The following is a 19,027-nucleotide window of genomic DNA, read 5'->3' on the forward strand; positions in this document are numbered from 1 at the left end:
CAGCCGACTGCGTCAGCGGATGCGGCGCAGCCGCACCTCGGCGCGGCCGGGCGTCGTGCCGGTGAGGTAGACGCGCGGCCCGCCGAGGGCATCGGTGCCGCCCAGGTACGTGTAGTCCTCACCCGGGAGGTAGCCGGCGGCTCCGGGCACCCCGCGGTCGACATCGGCCGCGATGCCGAACTCGATCGCCTCGTCACCGACGCGGTAGCGCGCGGTGCCCGCGCCCAGGACGCCGGTTCCGTCGGGTGCCAGGTCGAGGCCCTCGAAGGCTCCGCCGGGCCGGAAGGCGAGTTCCAGGCTCCACGTGCAGAGCGGCCCCTCGGTATCGATCACGAGGTCGGTGCCGGTCTCGGAGGGGCGCACCGCGATGCGGGTGTGCAGGGCGACCTCGTCGCGGGGGCGGACGTCGAACGACATCGCCGCCGAGAACCGCCCTTCGTCCACGAGTCGGTAGTCGCCGTCCGCGCGGTGGAGATCGGTGTCGAGGGGGCCGAAGTAGGCGGGGGAGAGCCGCTCCTCGAGGACGAACTCGTCATCGGAGACGGTCAGGGAGTCGGCGCGGAACGGGCCGAGGCCGAAGAAGTGGCGCGACAGGCGCGCCGACTCGAGCACGGCCGCGCCCGCGAACAGGCGCAGGAACGTCGGGTTCGTCGCGAGACCCGAGCGGATGCGGCCTGCCGCGGCATAGTCCGAACCGCCGAACACCGTGATCGCGCGCTCGGGCGTGCGATCGATGACGAGTCCGGACGACGGCCACGTGCTCCGCATCCGCGCCGCGGGGACCGCAGCGTCGGGGAGCGGCCCCGCGATGGCCGGGTGCAGCAGCACGTCGGCCAATGCGGTCTGGGGGTCGATGACCGGCTCGGATGCTGCGACCCGCGCTGCCCACGCGAGATCGGCGCGACCGGTCTCGATCGCGAGCCGCCGGTAGAGCGTCGCGAAGGGGGCGAGCGGGAACCGCGTCTCGCGCTGGTCCTGCCGGCGGGAGTGCACGGTCTCGACCGATCCGTCGGGCTGGATGAGACCGAGCGTCGACGCGAGATTCCGCTCGACGACGGCGCGCAGGTCGGGCAGGCCGAGGATGTCGGCGACGGCCAGCAGCGACGGGTTCGAGACGTAGACGGCGTAGTTCGCGCTGCGCTCGGAGTACTGCCCGTCGGGAGCGATGTCGATGCCCTCGGCGAGCCAGCACCGGGCGCGCTCGACCAGCCGTTCGTCGGGCCGGTGCCGGTGCAGGCGGGCGAGCGCCGCCGTGAGCTCCCACCGGTGGTTCGGGGTGTGCACGCCGCCGGCGAGCATCGCGGGCGCCGCGCGGTCGGCGATAGCTCCCAGCGTGGTGCCGAGGGCGCTCAGCCGATCGTCACCCGAACGGCGGATGAGCTCGAGGATGTCGCCGACGTCGTTGATGGTGAAGCCGCTGTCGGGTGGCGACTCGACGTTGTCGCCGCCGAGGAACAGCCCCGTCGGCGACTGCAACTCGGCGAGGACCGAGGCGTACCGCTCCGCGAGTGCCAGAGCTGCCGGGTCTCCGGCGAACGCCGAGGACGGGGAGAGGTAGACGGCCACCAGGAGCTTCGCGCGTCGCATGGACTCCCGGTGCGGACCGAGCGGCGCCTCGGCGACGTCGACCGGGGTGTCCATGAGTGCGGCGGCCGCAGCGTCGGCGGCGGCCACGACGTCGCTCAGGAACGTGTCGGCCGGAAAGGCGTCGGTGTCGCGGGTCATTCGGTCTCCGGGGTGAGCAGGCGGGCGCGCAGGGTCACGACCTCGAAGGCACGGAGGTCCAGGACGACCGTTCGATCGTCCGTCAGCGTGGCGGCATCCGCTCGGCCGCCTCCGGCGGTCTCGACGAGGTCGCACACCTCCAGCGACGAGACGGGCACGTCGAAGCGGAGGGTGTTCGAGCGCCGCGCGCCGCGCTGCTCGAACACGCGCACGATGAGGTCGCCGCTGCCGTCCGCGGCGAGCTTGACGGCGGAGACGACGACGTCGGCCCCGTTGCTCGCGACGAGCGGCGCGACCGGGCCCGAACCGTCGACCTCGCGCAGCGGTGAGCCGACGATCGTGCCCCAGCGGGCGGCGTCCGTGGTCGTCTCGGCCGGCGCGAACACCGAGACGAACTCGTGCGCGCCCTGGTCGGCATCCGGATCGGGGAAGGTGGGGGCACGCAGCAGCGATTGCCGCACGGTCGTCACGGTTCCGTGATCATCCGTCGTCCGGGTCGCGTCGTGCCCGTACAGGCCGTCATTGACGATCGCCGCTCCCGTGCCGGGCTCGGCGACGTGCACCCACCGGTGCGCGCAGACCTCGTAGCGCGCGGCATCCCACGAGGTGTTGGTGTGCAGCGGGCGGCGCACGTGCCCGAACTGCGTCTCGTAGGCGGCGTCCGGCGCGTGCACCGCGACGGGGAAGGCGAGCTTGAGCAGGCGGTGCCGTTCGTGCCAGTCGACCCGGGTGCGGATGCGCACGGCGCCGCCGGCCGGGTGGAGGTCGATCCACTGCTCCACCTGTCCGTGGGCGAGGGGGTGGACGACGTGCACGGCCCCGGTCTCGGTGAGCCGGGCCGTGCCGCCGTCGACGTCGGTCGTCGCGAGCCGGTACGAGGCGTCGAGCTCCCAGGCGTCCCACTTGGCGGGAGCGTCGACGTGCAGCTGGAGCAGCCCGCCCCGGTGTCCCACCGGGATGAGCTCGCGACCATCCGGCAGCGCACGGACGCTGCGCAGCGTGCCGTCGGGACCGACGAGGACGTCGATGCTGTCGGAGCGCAGCCGGAAACCGTCCGCGACCGGTTCGGAGGAGAACGGCGTCGCCTCGGGCGCGGGTCCGGAGGACCCGGGAGCGATCGATCCGACGGGCGCCGACGCGGGGTTGAGCGCGAGCCGCGTCGATCCCGAGCCCGCCAGCGCGGCGATCGCCGCCGCGATGATCGCCTCCAGACGCTCGGTCGTCTCGGCGTGCGAACGCTCGGCTTCGCGGTGGACCCACGCGATCGCGCTGCCGGGCAGGATGTCGTGGAACTGCAGCAGCAGCACCTCCCGCCAGAGCTCGTCGAGCTCGTCGGCGGGGTAGGGGATGCCGCGCCGGATGTGAGCTGCGGTGCTCCACTGCTCCGCCTCGACGAGGAGGGCCTCGTTGCGCCGGTTGCCGCGCTTGGTCCGCATCTGCGACGTATAGATGCCGCGATGGAACTGCAGGTACATCTCGCCCGCCCAGACGGGCGGGTCGGCCGGCTCGTCGGCGGCCTCGACGAAGAACTCGCGCGGAGTGCCGAACGCGACCGTGGGCGACCCTTCGAGATCGGCCTGGAGACGCGCGTCGGCCATCATCTCGCGGGTCGGGCCGCCGCCGCCGTCGCCGTATCCGAACGGCATCAGCGATCGCGTGCTCGCGGCGTGATCGGCGAAGTTGCGCACGCTGCGGGCGAGCTCGGTCGGACGCATGTCGCCGCTGTAGGTGTTGTTCGGGGGGAAGTGCGTGAAGATCCGCGAACCGTCGAGGCCCTCCCACACGAAGGAGTGGTGGGGCATCGTGTCGCCGTCGTTCCAGCACATCTTCTGCGTGAAGAACCAGCGCAGCCCGGCACCGCGCAGCAGTTGGGGGAGCGACGCGGGAAAGCCGAACGAGTCGGGCAGCCAGCCGACGTCGCTCCTGGCCCCGAAGTGCTCCTCGAAGAACCTCGTGCCGTAGAGCAGCTGGCGCGCGAGCGATTCGCCGGAGGGCATGTTGACGTCGGACTCGACCCACATGTTGCCGACCGGGATGAACCGGCCCTCGGCCACCCGCTCGGCGACGCGGGCGAACAGCTCGGGGTCGCTGTGCCGCACCCAGTCGAAGTGCTGCGCCGAGGAGCTCACGAACACCGCATCGGGGTCGGCGGACATGAGGTCGAGCACGTTGGCGAAGGTCCGGGTGACCTTCCGCACCGTCTCGCGCGTCGGCCACAGCCAGGCCGAATCGATGTGCGCGTGTCCCGTCGCCGTGATGCGGTGGGCGGATGCCGCGGCCGGTGACGCCAGCAGCGGTGCGAGGATGCCGCGGGCCGCGCTCGCGCCGGCGGCCGGATCGTCCGGGTCGACCGCATAGAGCGCCCGCTCGAGGCCGTCGAGGATCCGGGCACGGCGCGGATCGGTCGCCGTGAGCTCGCGTGCGAGGCCGACCAGGACGATGATCTCGCGACGCAGGCGTTCGACCGTCTCGTCGACGAGCCGCACCTCCATCGCCCCGAGGCGGTAGAGCGGGGCGGCTCCCGCGGTGGCCCTGTCGCCGAGCGCCGTCGGTGCGAACGCGAGCGGGCTGCGGAAGTCGTCGCCGCCGGAGAGGTCGGGGTTGGCGGCCGCCTCGACGGTGAACGAGAACTCCTCGCCCGGGCCGGTGTCGACGGGAACGTGATGGTTGCGCGGCTCGAGGCCCTTGACGACCGACCCCGCGCTCGTGCGCACCAGCCCCTCGCACTGGAACCCGGGCTTGGCCTGCGAGAACCCGAGGTCGAGCGAGAGCTCGATACGACCGTCGCGTCCGGCCCATTCGGCGGGCACCCGGCCCTCGACGAGGAGCCACGTCGTGCCCCACGGCCGCCCCCAAAGGGAGCCGGGCTCGATCGGCACGAAAGCGGCATCCCGCTGCATCCGTGCGACCGGCACCGGCTCGCCCGCCAGGTCGCCCTCGTCGGGCACCTGCCAGGCCGACACCGTCACGGCGCGCCGATCGGCGACCACCCCGCGTGCGAGGTGGTCGCCGACGAACCGGTCGACGCGTTCGAGGATCAGGTCGTCCCGCGCGGGCATCAGTCCTTCAGCCCCGCATTGATGTTCGACGACGTGATGTACCGCTGGAACACGAGGTACAGCGCGATCAGGGGGAGCATCGAGAGCACGGACGCCGACAGCAGGATCGTCCACTCGATGTTCTCCGCGCCGACGAGGGCGCGCAGGGCGATCTGCAGCGTGAACTGCTCCGGGTTGCCGAGGATGATGAGCGGGAAGATGTAGTCGTTCCAGCGCCACTGGAACGACATGATCGCGAGGGTCAGCGCGATCGGGCGGGCCAGCGGCATCATGATGCGGAAGAAGATGCCGAACTCGCTCGCACCGTCGATGCGCGCCGCCTGCATGAGCTCGTCGGGGATCGTGATGAAGAACTGCCGGAACATGAACACGCCGGTGGGCGTGATGATCGAGGGGATGATCACACCCGCGAGCGAGTTGTAGAGCCCGAGGTCGCGGATGACGATGAACAGCGGGTTGAGAATGACCTCGCCGGGCAGCATCGTCATCGACAGGATGCAGAGCCCGAGCACGCTCAGCCACGGGTTCTTGTACTTCGCCAGGGCGTAGCCGGTCATCGCGCAGAGCGCGACGGTCAGGACGGTGGTGACCGTCGCCACGATCGCGGTGTTGAGGAAGTAGCGCGCGAAGTCGATGCGCTCGAGCGCCGCGGCATAGCCGTCGAGGGTCCACTCCCGCGGGAAGAACGACAGCGGGTAGCTGAACAGCTCGCTGCCGGGCTTGAACGACGACAGCAGGAACCACAGGAGCGGGAACAGCATGAGCACGGCGAGGACCCAGAGCATCGTCGTGGGGACGATCGACTTGCGGATGCGGCCCTGCGTACGGCGACGGCGCTCGTAGCGCTTGGTCCGCTTGTCGTCGGGGACGGTGATGGCGTAGGTGGTCACCATGCGTTGTTGCTCCTCCGGCTGATGCGCAGCTGGATCACCGCGATGATCATGAGGATCACCAGGAGGACCATGGATGCCGCGCTGGCGTAGCCGATCTCGGATTGCTTGAAGCCGGTCTCGTAGATGTACTGCACGATCAGACGGTTCTGGGTGCCCGGACCGCCGCCGTTGAGGGATTGGATGAGCGCGAACTCCTTCATGTGCCCGAGGGTCGACAGGAGGATCACGAGCACCGAGGTCGGCGCGATCGACGGCAGGGTGATGTTGCGGAACCGCTGCCACCCGTTCGCACCGTCGAGCTCCGCCGCCTCGTAGTACGACTTCGGCACGTTGTTGAGCGCGGCGACGAACAGGAGCATGTTGAAGGCCGCGCCGCCCCAGGAGGACGCCACGATCACGACGAGCAGCGAGAGGTCGGCGTTCGACGACCACGGCACGCCCTCGCCGCCGAGGGCGCGGATGATGAAGTTCACGAAGCCGAAGCTCTCGCCGAACATCCAGCGCCAGATGACACCGGTGACGATGGGGGAGACGAGCCAGGGCAGGAAGAAGATGATGCGGGCTGCCGTCTTGCCGCGCGCCCACACCGCGTTGATGGCGACGGCCATCGCGAGCGAGAGCGCGTAGCTGAGGGGAACCGCGAAGAGGGTGAAGACGAAGGTCCGGGCCAGCGCGCCGTAGAAGCCCGGATCGGTCATCAGCTCGACGTAGTTCGCGAGGCCGACGAACTCGGCGTCGCCCCAGCCGCGGAAGTCCGTCAGCGAGTACGAGAGCCCGAGCACACCCGGCCACAGGAAGAACAGCGCGAACAGGGCGGCCGTCCCCACGGTGAACAGGAACGGCGCGAGCCGGTAGCGCCCGAAGACGCGCTTGCGAGGACGGGGCGCGCCGGGCGCCCCCGCCGTGGGGGCGGAGGCGTCCGGCGTGATGGTTGCAGTCATGCGATGGGCTCCCCTGGGGAGGTCAGTTCATCTGTTCGGTCGAGATGGAGTTGATGTTCGCCACGGTCTGCTCGAGCGTCTGCTCGCCGCTGAGGTATTTGATGGTCTCGTCCTTCAGCGGCTCGCTGTCGATCGCGAGTCCGGTGTAGCTGTTCTTCAGCCCGTCGACGGTCTGACGTGCCGCGATCTCGGGCGATTCGGCGATCTCGCCGTTGTAGAGGTCGAACGCGTACGCGTCGTCCTGGTAGCTCACCTCGAGGCCCTCGAGGGCCGGCAGGCAGCCGGAGACCTCGCAGTACGCGCGGTAGTTCTCGGGCTGGTACATCCACTTCACGAAGTCGAGCGTCTCCTGCTCGACGCCGGTGCCGTCGTAGGCGACGATCCACGAGGCGGCGCCGTAGTTCGTCGAGCGGACCGGCTGCTGGGGAAGCGGCACCGACAGCCACTCGAAGTCGGTGATGTTGGCCTGGAAGTCGGCGATCTGCCAGACACCCGACATGTAGCCCGCGACGCGACCGCTCTTGAAGGTCGCGCTGGGGTCGTCGCCCGCAGCCCAGACGGCCTTGGGCATGAACCCGTCGTCGTTGAGCTTCTTGAAGTACTCGAGGGCCTTCTCGCCCTCGGCGTCGAGGGCCCAGGTGCCGTCGCTCTGCTCGGTGACGCCCTGGCTGCCGAACTCGAAGAGGAAGGCGCGCAGGCGGTGGGCCGAGCTGTCCATGACGGCGCCGAACTCGGCGTCGGTCTTCTCGACGACCTCGCCAGCGCGCTGGACGTACTCGTCCCACGTCCACTGCTGGTCGAGGGAGGTCGGGTACTCCACGCCGGCGGCATCCCACAGCGACTTGTTGATGAACATGCCGACGCCGGTCAGCGTCGTCGGGAGGGCCTTGACCTTGCCGTCACTCGGGTCCTCGACGCGCAGGGCCGGGATGACCTTCGCCTCCTCGGCGATGTCGGTGAGATCGAGCATGCGGGCGGTCCAGGCGGGGTCGGCGTCCGGTGCCGCGGCCAGGGCCGGGAGGTCGTTGGCCTGCGAGGCCGTGCGCAGTCGCGTGCGCAGGTCGTCGTTGGGGACCTCGACGACGTTGACCTTGACGCCGGTCTCCTCCTCGTACTTCTCGGCCAGCATCGCGTAGCCGCCGCCCTGTGCGGCGTCGCCCGACTGCACGAACTGGAGGACGACCTGATCGCCTTCCCCGCCGCCCTGAGACGAGCAGCCGGCGAGCGCGAGGGCGCCGATCGTTGCTCCGACGAGGACGGTGGTGCGAATGGTGCGGGAACTCTTCACTGCTTCTCCTTCACACGCGCTCTGCGGTGAGCGCTCGATCGTGTCGCGTCAGGCCGTGGTGCAATTGTCGGCATGTCATGACAATGTGGGTGAGACATACGGTAGCCCTCCACCGCCCATCCGGCAAGCGCTTCCCGTTTCGAAGCCGTAAAAGCTGAGCGAGGGATGAATGTTACCGGTAACGTGACAGGTCAACGTCCTTCGCCAGTGCCGGAAAGGTCCTCATGAGCACCCACGGGTCCCTTGATCCCCACGCCGTTCTCACCGTCGTCGATCGGCGCATCTTCGGGGGCTTCGTCGAGCACCTCGGTCGTCACATCTATGACGGCATCCACGAGCCCGGACACCCGTCCGCGGGTCCCGATGGTTTCCGGCGCGATGTCGTCGACCTCGTGCGGGAGCTCGGCGTCTCGACGATCCGGTACCCCGGCGGCAACTTCGTCTCGGGCTACCGCTGGGAGGACGGCGTCGGTCCCCGCGAGGAGCGCCCGCGGCGCCTCGACCTCGCGTGGCATTCGACCGAGACGAACGAGGTCGGGCTCCACGAGTTCTCAGACTGGCTCGAGCTCGTCGGCAGCGACCTCATGCTCGCGGTGAATCTCGGCACCCGCGGCACGCAGGAGGCTCTCGATCTCCTCGAGTACGCCAACCTCGACGCCGACACCGCCTGGACCCGCAAGCGCGCGGAGCACGGGCGACCCGAGCCCCTCGGCGTGCGGATGTGGTGCCTGGGCAACGAGATGGACGGACCGTGGCAGCTCGGTCACCGCAACGCCGACGACTACGGCAAGCTCGCCTCCCGCACCGCCAAGGCGATGCGGATGATGCAACCCGACCTCGAGCTGGTCGTCTGCGGCTCGTCGGGGAGCGGGATGCCGACCTTCGGGTCGTGGGAGCGCACGGTGCTCGAGCACACCTTCGAGGACGTCGACTTCATCTCCTGCCACTCCTACTACCAGGAGCGCGGCGGCGACGCGCAGGAGTTCCTCGCTTCCGGCGTCGACATGGCGCGCTTCATCGAGTCGGTCGTCGCGATCGCCGACTCCGTCGCCGCGACCAAGCGCAGCGACAAGCGCATCATGATCTCGTTCGACGAGTGGAACGTCTGGTACCTGTTCGACGAGAACGGCGAGCAGGACGACAAGCCCGAGGAGGCGGGCTGGCCCGTCGCACCCCGCCTGCTCGAAGACCGGTACCACGCGCTCGACGCCGTCGTCTTCGGCGACCTGCTGATCACGCTGCTGCAGCACGCCGACCGGGTGCGCTCGGCGTCCCTCGCGCAGCTCGTCAACGTCATCGCGCCGATCATGACCGAGCCCGGCGGTCCCGCCTGGCGCCAGACCACGTTCTTCCCCTTCTCGATCACTTCGCGCCTCACCGGCGAGCAGGTCGTGCGCGTGCCGCTCGACGGTGCGACCGTGACCAGCTCGCGCTTCGGCGAGATCCCCGCCGTCAACGCCGTCGCGACGGTCGGCGAGCAGGGGACGAGCGTCTTCGTCGTCAACCGGTCGGTCGACGAGGCGGCCACCATGCGTCTCGATGTCTCCGCGCTGATCGCGGAGCTCGGCCGCGAGCCGCGCATCGCGGAGTCTCACCTGCTGCACGACGACGACATGTACGCCGCGAACACGCTCGACGATCCGGAGCGGGTCGGGGTCGCGCCGCTCGAGGATGCCGTCATCCGCGACGGCATCCTCGAGGTCCCCCTTCCGCCCGTGAGCTGGGCAGCCCTGCTGCTGGCCTGAGCGCGCCCGCTCAGGCGGGGCTGAACAGCAGCCGCACCGACGCCGCGAAGGCGGGCACACGGTACCGGGGGAGCACCCCGGGGCCGCAGGTCGCCGTGCCGACACCCGACTGCGCGATGTCGATCGAGAGGTGGGTCGCGGTGGGGGCGGGCAGGAGGGATGCGTGCGTCGTGTCGGCCAGGGTGCGCCGATCCCACGGCGACACCGTGACGGCGACGCCGGCATCCGTGCTGCCACCTCGGAGCACGCGCACGCGCACGGCGCCCGTCTCGGTGTGGATCGTCGCGTCACGCACACCGCGCCTCGAGCCGCTCTCCTGCGGGCGGACGTGCGGGGTGACGAGGTCGGACGCGCCCACGCGGTGCCACCCGAAGTGGACGCCGGAGTCGGTGTCCGGGTAGCTCGGGCCGGGACCGTAGCCCGCGAAGTCGAGACCGACCGGCGCCCCCTCCAGGGTGAGGTCGATGCCGAGCCGCGCCCAGTCGACCTCCCAGGGCCCGTGCGGCTCGATGTCCAGGTGCAGCAGCAGTCCGTCCGCCACGGCGCGCCACGACCAGACCGCGTCGATCGCGGCGTCGTACGACGGCGTGCCGTCGCGGGTCCAGGCGGTGAGCGCCAGGTCGTCGCGCTCCGTCCCGCGCAGACGGGTCAGCATCCAGTCCATCCGCGCGGTCGCCCAGCGCTCGGCATAAGGCGGCAGGTCGGGCTCGTCCCACCCCGCGGCCCGGTCGTTGTCGGTCGGTGCACGCCAGATGCCCAGGCGCGGCGGGTCGATCACGCGGGCGGTTCCGAGGACGAGCGGCCGAGCTCGGCGGTCGAAGAGCTCGGCGGCCGGCGCGGCCCCGTCCTCCCGCACCGGCGCACCGGTGCGCACGTGCTGTCCGCGGGCGACGACATGGCCGGGCGCCGCCCACGAGGTCTCGCCGCGCAGTGCCGCTTCGAGGGTGAGGACGTCGGCGACCGCCGGAGCCCGGCGGTCGTCCCGGGCTTCCGGGGGAAGCGCGACGACCGAGCGCTCCCGCGCGGCCGCCGCGACCTCCAGCTCGCCCTCGGCGACCACCACGCCATCGCGCTCGCGCCGCCACTGCACGCGCAGGTGCGACAGATCGATGTGGTCGTAACGATTGATCACCGCGGCCTCGCGACGGTCGGCGGCGATCTCGAACACGACCGGCGCGATGATCGCCGCGTAGTCGACGAGGCCGGGTCGCAGCTCGCGATCGGCGCTGACGAGCCCGTCGATGACGAAGTTGTGGTCGTGCACCGACTCGCCGAAGTCGCCGCCGTATCGGATGAGGCGGCGTCCGTTCTCGTCCCGGACGGCGATGCCGTGCTCGACCCACTCCCACACGAACGCACCGGCGATGCGGGGGTACCGCTCGACGAGTTCCCAGTACTCCTTCACGCCTCCCGGGCTGTTGCCCATCGCGTGCCCGAACTCGCACAGGATGAACGGCAGGCCGCGCCGCCGCGCCTCGTCGGCGGTCGCGTCGAACGCGACGGGATGCAGCGCCTCCTCGCCGATCCGGCGCACCTCCTCGTGCGAGGGGTACATCCGCGAGTAGACGTCGACGTCGCGGCTGGACCAGTCGCCCTCGTAGTGGATGAGCCGCGACGGATCGTGACCGCGTACCCAATCGGCCATCGCCGTGATGTTCGAGCCGGCGCCGGACTCGTTGCCGAGCGACCACAGGATGACGCCGGCGTGATTGCGGTCGCGGGTCACGGTGCGGCGGATGCGGTCGAGGAACGCCTCGCGCCACGCGGGATCCGTGCTGGGGTTGCCACGCCACTCGACGTACTCGTACTCGTGGGTCTCGAGGTCGCACTCGTCGATGAGGTAGAGCCCGTACTCGTCCGCGAGATCGAGGAAGCCGGGGTGCGGGGGATAGTGCGACGTGCGCACCGCGTTGATGTTGTGCTGCTTCATCAGCTCGATGTCGCGGCGCGCCAGCGCCTCCGAGTGCACCCGCCCGTGCTCGGGGTCGTGCTCGTGCCGGTTGACGCCCCGCAGCGTGACGGGCCGTCCGTTGACCGTCAGGATGCCGCCGGCCGATGCCACCCGCCGGAATCCGACCCGCAGCGACACGCGTTCGGCGGCGGTGCTCAGAACCGCCTCGTAGAGCCGCGGCGTCTCGGCCGACCACGGCGAGACCTCGCCGGCGTCGATGAGTGCGGGCGCGAGCGCGGTGTCGACGATGCCGGCTCCGGTGCCGCGGACGACCGTGTCGATGCCGAGCTCGTCGATCCGGACGCGGACCTCGCCATCGGTCGCCACGCGCACGGCGAGCTCGCCACGGCCCGTCGCCGGATCGTAGTCACCCGTGACGAAGGCGTCGTCGATGCCGCCGGCCGGACGCGCGAGCAGCGCGACGCTGCGGAAGATGCCCGGCAGCCACCACATGTCCTGGTTCTCGAGGTAGGTGGCGTCCGAGAACTTCGCCACGCGCACCCCGATGACGTTGCCGGAGGGGCGCACGAGATCCGTCACGTCGAACTCGTGGGTCAGCCGGCTTCCCCGCGTCGAGCCGAGTCGCGCGCCGTTGAGGAACACGTCGGCGGCCGACTCGACACCGTCGAAGCGCAGCAGGATCCGTGAGTCCGCCACCGCCGCGACGGTCTCGAGCGCGGGGTCGAGCTCGAACGTCCGGCGGTAGTCGCCGATCGGATTGCGGTCGGGCGGATGCGGCGGGTCGATCGGGAACGGGAACTGCACGTTCGAGTAAGCGGGCAGCCCGAAACCGTTGAGGTTCCAGTGACCGGGGACCCCGAGTTCGGCCCAGTTCCCCGCCACGCCGTCGAGCCAGGTGTCGTCGGGGATGTCGAGCACCGACGCACTGAGGCGGAACTGCCACGTGCCGTCGAGGGTCTGCGCGGGCGCGTCCGAACGCAGGCGTGACCGCGGCGGCTCTGAGCCTTCGCCGGGCCCGATGCGCGCGACGTCGAAGATCGCCGCGCTCATGCGTTCACCGAGGGAGTCGCCAGGGCCGGGGAGAGCCGAGATGCGGCGGCGTCGTCGAGAAAGAGGGTCACATCGGGATGCCGCTGAAGGAAGGACGCCGGCACCGCGGCGGTCACGGGGCCTTCGACCCCGCGGGCGATGGCGTCGGCCTTATGCCCGCCCGTCGCGACGAGGACGATGTGCCGCGCCTCGAGGATCGTCCCCACGCCCTGCGTGAGGGCGTGAGTGGGGACGGGGTCGGCCGGGTCGAGGAAGAACCGGCTGTTGTCGGCGATCGTCTGCGCGGCCAGCTCCACGACGCGGGTGCGCGAGTCGGCGGCCGAGCCGGGTTCATTGAAGCCGATATGCCCGTTCGTCCCGATGCCGAGGATCTGCAGGTCGACGCCGCCCGCCCGCGCGATGGCACGCTCGTAGGCTTCGGCGGCAGCGCCGGCATCCGCTGCCGCACCGTTGGGGACGTGCACGCGGGCGGGGTCGAGGTGCAGCGGCGCGGTCACCTCGCGAGCGATGACGGAGTGGTAGCTCTCGGGGTGGTCCGGGGCGAGGCCGACGTACTCGTCGAGCGCGAAGGCCGTCGCCGACGACAGATCGAGTCCGGCGCGAACGAGAATGGCCAACGACCGGTACAGCGGCTGCGGCGACGAACCGGTCGCGACGCCGAGCACGAGGTCCGGGCGGTCGTCGGCCGCTGAGGCGACCGCGTGCGCGGCAGCCGCGCCGGTCGTGACGGGGTCGGGGGACACGATGATTCTCACGAAGTGCCTTTCGGTGCGGAGCGGGCGGCGAGACGGTGGGCGAGGGCGAGGGCCCCGAAGGCGGGCGCGGTATCGAGGACGGTGACGTTGAGCGCCCCGTCGCGCGCGGCCACGGCCGTGCGCAGCCCGGCCGCAAGCGCCGGCTGGGCTGTCATCACCCCGCCGGCGGCGATGACGTCGCGGCCCCGGGCACCGCGAGCCCGCACCGCCATCACGAGGTCCGCCAGGTGCGCCGTCGCGCGTTCGACCACCTCGCGAGCCAGGGGCGATCCGGCGGCGAGAGCCTCGAACACCCGCGGCGCCAGCCGGCCCCAGGTGTCTTCGCTCGCGTCGGCCTGGAAGCGCAGCGCCAGTTCGACGGCGTCGTGCGCGCCAAGCGCGTCGAGGAGCGATCGCGCGAGGGGATCGCGGAGCGCCGCAGCTCCGTCGCGGTCGACGGCGCGCAGCACGGCCAGCACCGCGCCGCGCGCGAGGCCGGGAGCGCTCGCGTCGTCGGCGATCAGCCATCCGTGCCCGTCCGCGGCGATCGGCGCTCCGTCCGGTCCCGCGCCCACGACGATCGAACCGGTGCCGGCGATGACGCAGATGGCGGTGTCGCGCCGCATGGCGGGAGCGAGCAGCACGGCGTCGTTGACGACATCGACGAGTCCGGGGAGTCGGTCGCGCAGGAGGGCGGTCGCGCGCTGCCGCTGACCGGCGTTGTCGACACCGTGCGCTCCGATGACGGTGGCCGTCGGTGCACGCCCGACGGCGGACAGCACGGCCTCGCTGAGGCGGTCGAAGTTGGCGACGTCGTCGAAGAGCGAGCCGTGCCGCCAGCTCGGGCTCGGGACGATCACGTCGATGTCGACTCCGGGGCCTGAGGCGACGATCTGCGTCTTGGTGCCGCCGACGTCGACGCCGACGATCGGACCGGAGACGGGGCGGGGCATCGGCTCAGGCAAGGTAGAGCGCTCCGTTCACGCGGTCGATCGCGAGCTGTCCGATGCCCACGACGGCGGCGCGCTCGCCGAGCTCGCCCAGGAGGATCCGCGGCGGCGCGGGGAGGCGTCCGGCCAGCCGCCGGTCGATCTCGTCGACCAGCAGGCCGGCACGCTCGGGAAGGGCGCCGGCGAGGATGACCTCCCCGCAGTCGAGGACGACCGCCAGTGCTGCGACCGACATCGCGATGTAGTCCAGGAGCTCGGTCGCCGCCGACCGCGCGGCTTCGGAGCCGTCGGCGTACTCGTCGAGGATGCCGAGGGTCGATTCTCGCCGGGCGAGCGTCGAGCGCGAAGCCCCGACCTCGAGGATGCGGGTCTCGAGGTCGCCCCCTGCGGCGGGGGAGCGGGTGAAGCCGGAACGGTCGGCGATCAGGTGCCCGATCTCGCCGGCGGCGGCGCGCGCGCCGCGCAGCAGCCGACCGTCGGCGACGATTCCGGCTCCGAGGCCGACGCCCAGGAGGAACGCGGCCATGTTGGCGCTTCCCCGACCGGCCCCGTGGGACCATTCCCCGACCGCGACGGCGTTGGCGTCGTTCTCGACCACGGTGGGCAGCCCGGTCCGTTCGGCGACGAGGTCGCGGAGCGGGACGTCGACCCAGCCGAGCTCCACCGAGTCGCCGACGCGTCCCGTCGGGGCGACGACGCCGGGAACGGCCACGCCGACGCCGTTCGCCGGGATGCCGCGTTGTGCGGCCGCCCCGCGGAGGTCGTCGATGAGTTCGAGGGTTCCGTTCAGGCGCGACGCGGGGTCGAGCGAGCCGTCGGGGCCGACGAGCGAACGTTCCTCGGTGTGGCGGATGTCACCGTTGAGATCGATCAGGGCACCGCGGGCACAGGTGTCCGTCACGTCGAGGGCGATGACGCTGCGGGTCTCCCCGGCGAATCGGTAGCGGTGCGACGGCCGGCCGATCGCGCCGTCGAGGTCGCGTTCGACCACGATCGCGCCGTCCTCGACCAGTCGGGTGCACAGCCGATGGACCGTCGCCGTGGCGAGACCGGTCGCCTCGACGAGCTCGACGCGGCCGAGCGGGCCGCGGGTGCGCAGCGCATCGAGGATCGCGGTCTGATTGATCAGCGCCGCGGTGCGCGTCGTCGCCGTGGCCCGGCTCGGGGCTGCCTCATCGTGCGTCATGCGTTCCTCGATCTCATCGCGGGGGCCATTGCAGAATATATCTCGCACTGATAAAAAAGCACACGACCCGACCTCGACCCTCCCGGAGACACAATGACACCCGATGCGCGGCCGAGGCCCGACATCCTCTCGACGATGGGCCGGTGGGGACTCGGCACCGGCCCTCTCGGCAACCTCTTCGCCGCCATCGACGATGACGAGGCGCGACGGATCGTCGACGCGACCTGGGATCGCGGGGTGCGGATGTTCGACACCGCTCCGCACTACGGCCTCGGGCTGGCGGAACGCCGGCTCGGTGACGCGCTGCGAGATCGGCCGCGCGCGGAGTACGTGGTCTCGACGAAGGTGGGCCGGCTGCTCGTCCCGAACCCCGAGGGCGCATCGCGCCGCGACTCCGCCGGGTTCGACGTACCGGCGGACCTCGTCCGACGGTGGGACTTCTCCGCGCGCGGCGTGCACGAGTCATGGGAGCGGTCGCTCGAACGCCTGGGACTCGACGCCGTCGACATCCTCTACCTCCACGATCCCGAGGATCATCTCGACGCCGCCGTCAACGAGGCGCTTCCCGCGCTCGCGGAGCTGCGGGAGGCCGGGCACGTCTCGGCGATCGGCATCGGAACGACGAACGTCGCCGCCGCGATCGCGGTCGTGGAGACGGGGCTCGTCGACGTGGCGATGATCGCGGGGCGCTACACGCTGCTCGACCGCACGGCCGCGGAGCGGCTCCTGCCGGCAGCGCTCGACCACGATGTCGCCGTCGTCGCGGCGGGCGTCTACAACTCCGGCATCCTCGCGACCGCACGACCCGGGCCGGGCAGCTACTACGACTACGCCCCCGCTCCCGCCGAGGTCATCGCCCGCGCGGCTCGGCTCGCGGAGGTGTGCGCCGCCCACGGTGTCGAGTTGCCTCGCGCCGCGCGCGCGTTCGCCCTGCGGCATCCCGCCGTCGTCTCGGTGGTGCTCGGCATCGGCGACCCCTCCTTCGTTCCGGGGACGTTCGACGACGATGAGCCGTTGCCCGAGGCGCTCTGGGCGGAGCTCGACGCGTGAGCGAGCATCTCCTCCGGTACGCGGCGCCCGCGAGCGAGTGGACCGACGCGTTGCCGATCGGCAACGGCGCCCTGGGCGCCATGTGCTTCGGAGACCCGGCCGAAGCGGTCTTCGTCCTCAACGAGGAGACGGCGTGGTCGGGGAGCCCCGCGAGCGAGCGGATGCCGCCGACCGTCGGCGCCGACGCCGCCGCGGCGGCCCTGGCCCGCGCCCGGGAGGCGATGGCCGACGGGCGCTTCGCAGACGCCGACGACGCCGTGCGCCTGCTGCAGCACCGGCACACGCAGGCCTACCTCCCCGTCGCGACCTTGCGTGCGGCGATCGCCGGCTCCGCTCCCGCCGCGGCGTCGGGTCGCGCGGGCTACGAGCGCTCGCTGGATCTGCGGACGGCCACGCACACGGTCCGCACCGGGCCTCTCGATGCGCCGCTGGTGCAGCGGACGTGGATCAGCGCACCCCACGGCGTGATGGTCCACGAGATCGAGGCGCCCGAGGCGGTCGACATCGAGGTCGTCCTCGACACCGGCCTGCAGGAACTCGATCGCGTGGGGTCCGGCGCGGAGGCGACGCTCCTGTTCCGTCTGCCGTCCGACGTCGTCCCGCCCCACGACGACTCTGCGGAGCCCATCGTGTTCGACGCCGCCGCCGAGGTGGTCGAGGGCGCCGTGTGCGTGCGCGTCCTGTCAGACGCCCCTGACCCGGGTCGCCCGCTGGGCGGCATCCGGACGCTCCGGCTCATCGTCGCCGTCGAGACGACCTTCACCCGCATCGGAGCGCCGCCGCGGGGGAGCGCGGAGGATGCCGCCGAGCGCGCACGGGCCCGCATCGAGCGGGCGCTCGCCGACGGCCTCGAGCGTGTCCGGGCCGAGCAGCTCGACGATCACGGACGTCTCTACGGCCGGGTCGAACTCGACCTCGACGCTCCGACACCCGACGCCGTGACCGACAGGCGCCTCCGCGACGTCAACGTCGTCGACGGCGCCGCGGGGGAGCTCGCCGAGCCGGCGGCGGACCCCGGCCTCGCCGCGCTGCTCTTCCACTACGGGCGATACCTGCTGATCTGCTCCTCCCGACCGGGAGGTCTTCCAGCGACCCTTCAGGGCATCTGGAACGGTGAGATGCGGCCACCGTGGAGCTCGAACTACACGACCAACATCAACGTGCAGATGAACTACTGGGCTGCCCACACCACCGCGCTCGCCGAGACAGAGGAGCCGCTGCTCGACCTCGTCGAGGCACTCGCCGACAACGGTCGCGAGACGGCGGGCCGCCTCTACGGAGCGCGCGGCTGGGTCGCTCATCACAACACCGACGCGTGGGCGTACACGCAGCCGGTCGGAAACGGGGTCCACGATGCGCAGTGGGCCTTCTGGCCCATGGCCGGGTTCTGGCTGTGTCGACATCTCGAGGAGCGGCATCGCTTCGGCGCGGGAGACCCCCTGTCGCGCGAGCGCGCGCACCGCGTCATCCGCCAGGCGTCGCTGTTCGCACTCGACTGGGTGCATCGTGGACCGGACGGCACGTTCACGACCCTCCTGTCGACATCCCCCGAGAACGACTACCGCACCCCGGACGGGGGACGTGCCGCGGTCACCACCGGAGCCTCCCTCGACCTCGTGCTGCTCCGCGAGCACCTCGCGGCCGACCTCGCGCTCGCGGCGCAGCTCGGGCACGACTCCGCAGCGGATGCTGACGCGGTCCGCGTCCGCGAGGTGCTGAACGGGCTCGCGCCGGTCCGCGTCACCGCGTCGGGCAGCATCGCGGAATGGGATGGCGATCCCGACGCGGTGGATCCGCATCACCGGCACGTCTCCCCGGTCGCGTTCGTCTATCCCGGCGCCGACGATCTCGGGGAGGAGCATCGCCGGGCCGCCTCCCGCTTCCTCGACGCGCGCGGCGACGATGCGACGGGCTGGTCGCTCGCGTGGAAGCTCGCGCTTCGCGCGCGGCTGCGCGAGCCCGGGCGGGTCGACGGGCTGCTGAAGCTGGTGTTCCGCGACATGACGTTGCCACGCGAGGCGGAGGTGGGCGGGCTGTACCCATCGCTGCTGGCGGCGCATCCGCCGTTCCAGATCGACGGGAACCTCGGCTACACCGCGGCGATCGCCGAGTGCCTGCTGCAGTCGCACCGGGATGACATCGAGCTGCTGCCCGCCGTTCCCGCGTCGCTCGGCGGTGGCCGTGTCCGAGGCCTGCGCGCCCGGCCCGGCATCGTCGTCGACATCGCGTGGGAGATGTCTGACGCCGGCGCCCGGCTGACCTCGGCGCGCCTGACGGCGGAGACGGATGCCGCTGCCGGCACCCGCCTCGTGCGGTGGCCCGGTGGCGCCGCGCGCGTCGAGCTCCACGCCGGGCGCCCCGTCGAGCTCGACCGCGGCTGACCCGCGCCTCTCCTCGGAGGGGGCGACGCGTTACGGCTTGCGCGAGGACCGAGCCGCGATCTACAGTATGGGAAAGCGCTTACCATCCCACCGGTGAGCGGACGAAGCAAAGG

General features: G+C 71.5%; 12 protein-coding genes. 3 read left to right on the plus strand and 9 right to left on the minus strand.

Going from position 1 to position 19,027, the window contains the following annotated elements; all coding sequences use genetic code 11:
- Positions 1–12: 12 nt before the first annotated feature.
- From DO944_RS08150 to DO944_RS08170, 5 genes are read right to left on the minus strand one after another with little or no spacing between them, the layout of a single operon-like run.
- Positions 13–1,725, minus strand: coding sequence for a hypothetical protein (locus tag DO944_RS08150; RefSeq protein WP_112616414.1), 1,713 nt, complete (start codon positions 1,723–1,725; stop codon positions 13–15).
- Entirely contained in the window at positions 1,722–4,784 is a 3,063-nt protein-coding gene (locus DO944_RS08155; protein WP_112616416.1) for a glycoside hydrolase family 38 C-terminal domain-containing protein, read from the minus strand. Before DO944_RS08155 ends, DO944_RS08150 begins: the two co-directional genes overlap by 4 nt.
- Entirely contained in the window at positions 4,784–5,677 is an 894-nt protein-coding gene (locus tag DO944_RS08160; protein WP_112616418.1) for a carbohydrate ABC transporter permease, read from the minus strand. Before DO944_RS08160 ends, DO944_RS08155 begins: the two co-directional genes overlap by 1 nt.
- Positions 5,671–6,618, minus strand: a complete 948-nt coding sequence (locus tag DO944_RS08165) for a carbohydrate ABC transporter permease (protein ID WP_220118292.1) — start codon at positions 6,616–6,618, stop codon at positions 5,671–5,673. The genes DO944_RS08160 and DO944_RS08165 overlap by 7 nt, the downstream gene beginning before the upstream one ends.
- A gap of 22 nt (positions 6,619–6,640) precedes the next feature.
- Complete coding sequence (locus DO944_RS08170; protein ID WP_094262385.1) at positions 6,641–7,906, minus strand: ABC transporter substrate-binding protein; 1,266 nt, start codon at positions 7,904–7,906, stop codon at positions 6,641–6,643.
- A gap of 224 nt (positions 7,907–8,130) precedes the next feature.
- Here DO944_RS08170 and DO944_RS08175 point away from each other — a divergent pair, with 224 nt between their 5' ends.
- The gene (locus tag DO944_RS08175; RefSeq protein WP_112616420.1) at positions 8,131–9,651 is read left to right on the plus strand and encodes an alpha-N-arabinofuranosidase; all 1,521 of its coding nucleotides are present in this window, start codon (positions 8,131–8,133) and stop codon (positions 9,649–9,651) included.
- 10 nt (positions 9,652–9,661) lie between these two features.
- Here DO944_RS08175 and DO944_RS08180 read toward each other — a convergent pair whose 3' ends face one another.
- Genes DO944_RS08180 through DO944_RS08195 form a run of 4 tightly spaced genes read right to left on the minus strand, consistent with a single transcriptional unit; the run spans position 9,662 to position 15,483 of the window.
- A complete protein-coding gene (locus DO944_RS08180; protein WP_112616422.1) occupies positions 9,662–12,613 on the minus strand; it encodes a glycoside hydrolase family 2 TIM barrel-domain containing protein in 2,952 nt (983 codons plus the stop codon).
- Entirely contained in the window at positions 12,610–13,368 is a 759-nt protein-coding gene (locus DO944_RS08185; RefSeq protein WP_112616424.1) for a glucosamine-6-phosphate deaminase, read from the minus strand. Before DO944_RS08185 ends, DO944_RS08180 begins: the two co-directional genes overlap by 4 nt.
- Entirely contained in the window at positions 13,365–14,300 is a 936-nt protein-coding gene (locus tag DO944_RS08190) for a BadF/BadG/BcrA/BcrD ATPase family protein (RefSeq protein ID WP_112616426.1), read from the minus strand. The genes DO944_RS08185 and DO944_RS08190 overlap by 4 nt, the downstream gene beginning before the upstream one ends.
- Positions 14,301–14,304: 4 nt before the next feature.
- The gene (locus tag DO944_RS08195) at positions 14,305–15,483 is read right to left on the minus strand and encodes an ROK family transcriptional regulator (protein ID WP_112616428.1); all 1,179 of its coding nucleotides are present in this window, start codon (positions 15,481–15,483) and stop codon (positions 14,305–14,307) included.
- Positions 15,484–15,576: 93 nt separating this feature from the next.
- Between DO944_RS08195 and DO944_RS08200 the strand changes: the two genes are divergently transcribed.
- Together DO944_RS08200 and DO944_RS08205 are read left to right on the plus strand one after the other, a co-directional pair.
- Positions 15,577–16,533 (plus strand): aldo/keto reductase, encoded by a 957-nt coding sequence (locus tag DO944_RS08200; RefSeq protein ID WP_112616430.1) that lies wholly within the window; start codon positions 15,577–15,579, stop codon positions 16,531–16,533.
- Positions 16,530–18,914: a glycosyl hydrolase family 95 catalytic domain-containing protein gene (locus DO944_RS08205; RefSeq protein ID WP_112616432.1), complete on the plus strand. Its 2,385-nt coding sequence runs from the start codon at positions 16,530–16,532 to the stop codon at positions 18,912–18,914. Before DO944_RS08200 ends, DO944_RS08205 begins: the two co-directional genes overlap by 4 nt.
- Positions 18,915–19,027: the final 113 nt, after the last annotated feature.

Origin of the sequence: Microbacterium sp. SMR1 (genome assembly GCF_003289625.1) — a bacterium.
In the GTDB taxonomy this organism is placed as follows: Bacteria; Actinomycetota; Actinomycetes; order Actinomycetales; family Microbacteriaceae; genus Microbacterium; species Microbacterium plantarum.

What these genes read in the sequence shown, in the direction of transcription:
- DO944_RS08150 (WP_112616414.1), bottom strand. Translation starts at nt 1,725, where the DNA reads ATGACCCGCGACACCGACGCCTTTCCGGCCGACACGTTCCTGAGCGAC.
- DO944_RS08155 (WP_112616416.1), bottom strand. Translation starts at nt 4,784, where the DNA reads ATGCCCGCGCGGGACGACCTGATCCTCGAACGCGTCGACCGGTTCGTC.
- DO944_RS08160 (WP_112616418.1), bottom strand. Translation starts at nt 5,677, where the DNA reads ATGGTGACCACCTACGCCATCACCGTCCCCGACGACAAGCGGACCAAG.
- DO944_RS08165 (WP_220118292.1), bottom strand. Translation starts at nt 6,618, where the DNA reads ATGACTGCAACCATCACGCCGGACGCCTCCGCCCCCACGGCGGGGGCG.
- DO944_RS08175 (WP_112616420.1), top strand. Translation starts at nt 8,131, where the DNA reads ATGAGCACCCACGGGTCCCTTGATCCCCACGCCGTTCTCACCGTCGTC.
- DO944_RS08180 (WP_112616422.1), bottom strand. Translation starts at nt 12,613, where the DNA reads ATGAGCGCGGCGATCTTCGACGTCGCGCGCATCGGGCCCGGCGAAGGC.
- DO944_RS08190 (WP_112616426.1), bottom strand. Translation starts at nt 14,300, where the DNA reads ATGCCCCGCCCCGTCTCCGGTCCGATCGTCGGCGTCGACGTCGGCGGC.
- DO944_RS08195 (WP_112616428.1), bottom strand. Translation starts at nt 15,483, where the DNA reads ATGACGCACGATGAGGCAGCCCCGAGCCGGGCCACGGCGACGACGCGC.
- DO944_RS08200 (WP_112616430.1), top strand. Translation starts at nt 15,577, where the DNA reads ATGACACCCGATGCGCGGCCGAGGCCCGACATCCTCTCGACGATGGGC.